This window comes from Kitasatospora papulosa (genome assembly GCF_000717245.1).
Lineage (GTDB): Bacteria > Actinomycetota > Actinomycetes > Streptomycetales > Streptomycetaceae > Streptomyces > Streptomyces papulosus.
Genome location: NZ_JNYQ01000042.1, coordinates 1 through 4,638, shown reverse-complemented (window position 1 = coordinate 4,638; position 4,638 = coordinate 1). Strand labels below are relative to the sequence as shown.

At 57.4% G+C, this 4,638-nt stretch carries 6 protein-coding genes; all 6 read right to left on the bottom strand.

Annotation, left to right across the window (positions count from 1 at the left end):
* On the bottom strand, positions 1-1,995 hold a 1,995-nt coding region (locus IA22_RS0133505; protein ID WP_038273402.1), incomplete at its 3' end, for a phage tail tape measure protein.
* Entirely contained in the window at positions 1,988-2,422 is a 435-nt protein-coding gene (locus IA22_RS0133500) for a phage tail assembly protein T (protein ID WP_000459457.1), read from the bottom strand. The genes IA22_RS0133505 and IA22_RS0133500, both read right to left, overlap by 8 nt.
* Entirely contained in the window at positions 2,404-2,826 is a 423-nt protein-coding gene (gpG, locus tag IA22_RS36025) for a phage tail assembly chaperone G (RefSeq protein WP_000479153.1), read from the bottom strand. Before gpG ends, IA22_RS0133500 begins: the two co-directional genes overlap by 19 nt.
* 15 nt (positions 2,827-2,841) lie before the next feature.
* Positions 2,842-3,561 (bottom strand): phage tail protein, encoded by a 720-nt coding sequence (locus tag IA22_RS36020; protein WP_001297108.1) that lies wholly within the window; start codon positions 3,559-3,561, stop codon positions 2,842-2,844.
* Between the two features lie 28 nt (positions 3,562-3,589).
* The gene (locus IA22_RS0133490; RefSeq protein ID WP_000683105.1) at positions 3,590-3,985 is read right to left on the bottom strand and encodes a phage minor tail U family protein; all 396 of its coding nucleotides are present in this window, start codon (positions 3,983-3,985) and stop codon (positions 3,590-3,592) included.
* Positions 3,982-4,560 (bottom strand): phage tail protein, encoded by a 579-nt coding sequence (locus IA22_RS36015; protein ID WP_000975070.1) that lies wholly within the window; start codon positions 4,558-4,560, stop codon positions 3,982-3,984. The genes IA22_RS0133490 and IA22_RS36015 overlap by 4 nt, the downstream gene beginning before the upstream one ends.
* Between the last annotated feature and the right edge of the window lie 78 nt (positions 4,561-4,638).

Below are 4,638 nucleotides of genomic sequence, written 5' to 3'. Positions count from 1 at the left end.
ATTCTGTGCAATACCATCAAAGGTCTGCGTGGCTGCACTTTTTACCTGCGACATACTGTCCGTGGCGCTCTCTTCCCACTCACTCCAGCCGGACTTCAGGCCTGCCATCCAGTTCCCGCGAAGCTGGTCTTCAGCCGCCCAGGTCTTTTTCTGCTCTGACATGACGTTATTCAGCGCCAGCGGATTATCGCCATACTGTTCCTTCAGGCGCTGTTCCGTGGCTTCCCGTTCTGCCTGCCGGTCAGTCAGCCCCCGGCTTTTCGCATCAATGGCGGCCCGTTTTGCCCGTTGCTGCTGTGCGAATTTATCCGCCTGCTGCGCCAGCGCGTTCAGGCGCTCCTGATACGTAACCTTGTCGCCAAGTGCAGCCAGCTGGCGTTTGTACTCCAGCGTCTCATCTTTATGCGCCAGCAGGGATTTCTCCTGTGCAGACAGCTGGCGACGTTGCGCCGCCTCCTCCAGTACCGCGAACTGACTCTCCGCCTTCCACAAATCCCGGCGCTGCTGGCTGATTTTCTCATTTGCTCCGGCATGCTTCTCCAGCGTCCGGAGTTCTGCCTGAAGCGTCAGCAGGGCAGCATGAGCACTGTCTTCCTGACGATCGCCCGCAGACACCTTCACGCTGGACTGTTTCGGCTTTTTCAGCGTCGCTTCATAATCCTTTTTCGCCGCCGCCATCAGCGTGTTGTAATCCGCCTGCAGGATTTTCCCGTCTTTCAGTGCCTTGTTCAGTTCTTCCTGACGGGCGGTATATTTCTCCAGCGGCGTCTGCAGCCGTTCGTAAGCCTTCTGCGCCTCTTCGGTATATTTCAGCCGTGACGCTTCGGTATCGCTCTGCTGCTGCGCATTTTTGTCCTGTTGAGTCTGCTGCTCAGCCTTCTTTCGGGCGGCTTCAAGCGCAAGACGGGCCTTTTCACGATCATCCCAGTAACGCGCCCGCGCTTCATCGTTAACAAAATAATCATCCTTGCGCAGATTCCAGATGTCGTCTGCTTTCTTATACGCAGCCTCTGCCTTAATCAGCATCTCCTGCGCGGTATCAGGACGACCAATATCCAGCACCGCATCCCACATGGATTTGAATGCCCGCGCAGTCCTGTCTGCCCAGGTCTCCAGCGTGCCCATGTTCTCTTTCAGGCGGCGGGTCTGGTCATCAAACCCTTTCGTTGCGGCCTCGTTCGCCGCCTGCAATGCCCCGGCTTCATCGCCGGAACGCTGCAACTGAGCAACATACGCAATCTGCTCCGCCGACACGTTATGGAACTGGCGAGCCATCGCCGTCAGCCCCGACGTCGGGTCTGTGGTCAGCTTCCCGAAGGCTTCAGCGACCTTGTCCACCTCCACGCCGGATGCAGAGGAGAAACGCGCCACACTCTGGCTGATGGACGCAATCTGAGCCTCACCGCTTACCCCCGCCTTAACCAGTGCGCTGAGTGACTCGCTGGTCTGGTTAAACGTCAGCCCTGCCGCCTGCCCGGCTCTGGACAGGACCAGCATACGATCTGCCGTCAGTCCCGCCTGATTGCCGGAAAGGACCAGCGTTTTGTTGAAATCGGACAGGGTTGAGTTGCCCTGATACCAGGCATACGCCAGCGCACCGGTCGCCACCGCCAGCGAGGTGGCCCCCACCATCGGCAGGGTGATCGCACCGGCAAGCCCCCTGAACATGGGGATCATCCCGCCGAAGGAGTCCTTCACCTGCCCCCCCTGTTGCAGCAGGATCAGCCACGGACTTTGCCCGCCTGCAAGCTGCGTGGCCACGTCGGTGAACTGTGCAGGCAGCATACGCATGGCGGCTTTATACTGCCCGACGGAAATCCCCGCTTTCTGTGCAGCCAGCGCCTGTCGGCTCAGCGACTGTTCAACGACTGCCGCTGTTTTTTTCGCATCACTTTCCGTACCAGAAAAATGACGCCTGACTCTGGCCATCTGCTCGTCAAATCTGGCCGCATCCAGACTCAAATCAACGACCAGATCGCCTACCGGTTCAGCCATACCGGACTCCTCCTGCGATCCCTTCTGATACTGTCATCAGCATTACGTCATCCTCCGTCATGTCCGCCACATCCGGGGAAGCGGGGATAACTTCATTCCCGTCCGGGCCAAAGCGGACACCTCCGGCAAGCCCTGCCGCTTTCTGCATCAGCACATCATCTTCAGGCTCTTCGTCAGCCTCGCGCCGGTTCAGCAGACTGAAATCCAGCGGATGCATATCCGGATCGCTGAAAAACAGGCTGAGCACGGTGTACGTCAGCCCGGAAAAGTGCATATCCAGCAGAACATCATGAAAATAATGGGTACTGTAAAAGCGGTGCCAGTCGGCATACTCCGTGGATGACATCCCGGCAAGCATGGCACGCCAGTCGGGTCGCCCCATCTCACGCGCCAGTTTCAGGGCAAAACTCAGCTCACCGTCGAACACTTTCCCGCAGAAACAGGCTCTGCGGGCCCGGCGTCCTCTGTCTGTTCAGGGGCATTATTCACCACAAACTCATACATACCAGACAGCCGGTACACCACGTTTTCAGCATGAGAAATTGCCTCCGTGGGCCAGGTGGTAAGCACTTCCTGCTCAATCTGTTTAACGGCTTCATTCATGGACGGCATCTGCGTCTTCTGCGGATGGTTATGCCACAGGGACATCGCCACCAGAAACGCGCCGGTTCTGATGGCGTCTTCCACAGTAAACTTCCGGTTGCTGTCTGACTCCGCCTGTTCTGCCTGCCGTTTCATCAGGGCGAGATGCTCAATGCGCTGCAGGGCTGACAGTTCAGAAAGCGTGACGGTCACACCGTTATGTTCAAATGATTCGGTTTTCAGGAACATCGCTGACTCTCCGGATTAACTGGCGGTGACGGTAATTTCTGCAACCGCAGCAAACTCACCATTACCGGATACAACCGGAATGTTGACCTTGCCTGCAGCAACGCCGTTCACGGTGATGGTCATACCACTGACCGACACGGTGGCTTTTGTTTTATCCGCAGACACCGCACGAAAGCTCTTGTCGGTTACGCCCTCCGGCTGGAAGGCCACGGTCAGCGTGGTGCTCTGCCCTTTCACCACCGAGGTGCTGGCAGGCGTCACGGTCATGCCGGTTGCCGCTGTTACCGTGCTGCGATCTTCTGCCATCGACGGACGTCCCACATTGGTGACTTTCACCGTGCGGGTGATCACTTCCTTCGCCGTCACCGCCTTACCGATACTGCTGACCCAGCCACGGAACACATCGACCGTGCCGTTCGGGAAGCGGATTTTATAGGCACGGGTATCGCCTTCATTAAACCACGCCAGCAGCGCCTGCTGCCCCTGCTCTCCGGGCATCCACGCCAGCGTGAAGCTGGTATCTCCGGCAGATTTCTGCCCCTGCCCGGTCGCAGTCCAGTCTGCATCTTCATCATCGAGATAGCTGTCGTCATAGGACTCAGCGGTCAGTTCGCCGGGCGTCAGGTCTTTAACTTTTGCCAGACGCGACCAGTCAACGTCTGAAAGCGGATTCGCGTAAGGGTCACCGCTCCCCTTATAAACCCACAGGGTGGTCCCGGCACCTTTCACCGGCATTGTAGGATTTGGTACAGGCATAGCGTCCTCACATTTCATAGGTAATGACATAAGTCAGATCGGCTGAACTCCACAAGCCCGCATCATCGTCGCGCCGGTAGTCATAGCCGCTGGCCACCATACTGGTGATCAAATCTGACAGTGCCGGGATATCGCTCATCACCGGATAAATCCGGGACTCCATCCACGCATCCAGCTCTGAATCCGGCACCTGAGCAGGCAGGAAAACTTCGATATGCAGCTCCGCCTGCCAGGTATCGCTGTCCAGCTCTTCGCCCGTGTATTCAGCGCCGGTGAGATAAACGGCAACTGCCGGAAAATCCGCCTCATCAAAAACAGCGGGGCGACCATCAAAAAACGTCGCCCCGGTGTCATGCTTCTCCAGTGCATCCAGTACGGCTGCACGGAGTTCAGTATGTTTCATCGCTTTATTACCATCCTCAGTTGATGCTGCAGCGCATAGCCCAGCTCTTTCGGAAGACGTTCACGCCGTATCCGCTCAATATTTTGTTTAAACGCCGTGGTCAGCGGCACCGCCATCGGGATTTTCACCACATCAATGGGGTAACGGTTTTTCCCAGCCACACGCTGCATGACATGCCACCGGCCATTTTTCAGTTGCTGAATAAACGCGCCGGGAATACGACGGTTACCCACCACAAGCACGCTGCCGCCACCTTTCAGGGATGAACGCTGCCCCTTTTTACGACGCCTGCGGCGCGAAAGGACAACCCGCGCATTACCCAGCTTGATTACGGGCAAATCCCCCCGGTTAACTTTGATTCTGGCCTGCGGATTTTTGACCGTGGCCCTTTTCAGCCTGGCCCTTTCCTTTACCAGTTTCCGGCGTACCTTTGTCTCACGGGCAACCTGTGACGCCGACTGCGATATCGCGGATGAAGCAACGCGGTTAATGGCCATTGCGGCGGCACCAGGCACCGCCGTTTTGCTGATACGGCTGAGGTTTTCAACGGCCTGCTCAAGACCTTTTATGGCCATACATCCCCCTTTCAGCGGCGACGGTTAACGGCAGGCGGTACGCCCCGTCCAAGCCAGAGATGACAACTTCCGCCATCA

Bases quoted from the DNA above. Each gene is read 5' to 3' on its own strand.
- gpG (WP_000479153.1), bottom strand. From the start codon at position 2,826: ATGTTCCTGAAAACCGAATCATTTGAACATAACGGTGTGACCGTCACG.
- IA22_RS36020 (WP_001297108.1), bottom strand. From the start codon at position 3,561: ATGCCGGTGAAAGGTGCCGGGACCACCCTGTGGGTTTATAAGGGGAGC.
- IA22_RS36015 (WP_000975070.1), bottom strand. From the start codon at position 4,560: ATGGCCATAAAAGGTCTTGAGCAGGCCGTTGAAAACCTCAGCCGTATC.
- IA22_RS0133490 (WP_000683105.1), bottom strand. From the start codon at position 3,985: ATGAAACATACTGAACTCCGTGCAGCCGTACTGGATGCACTGGAGAAG.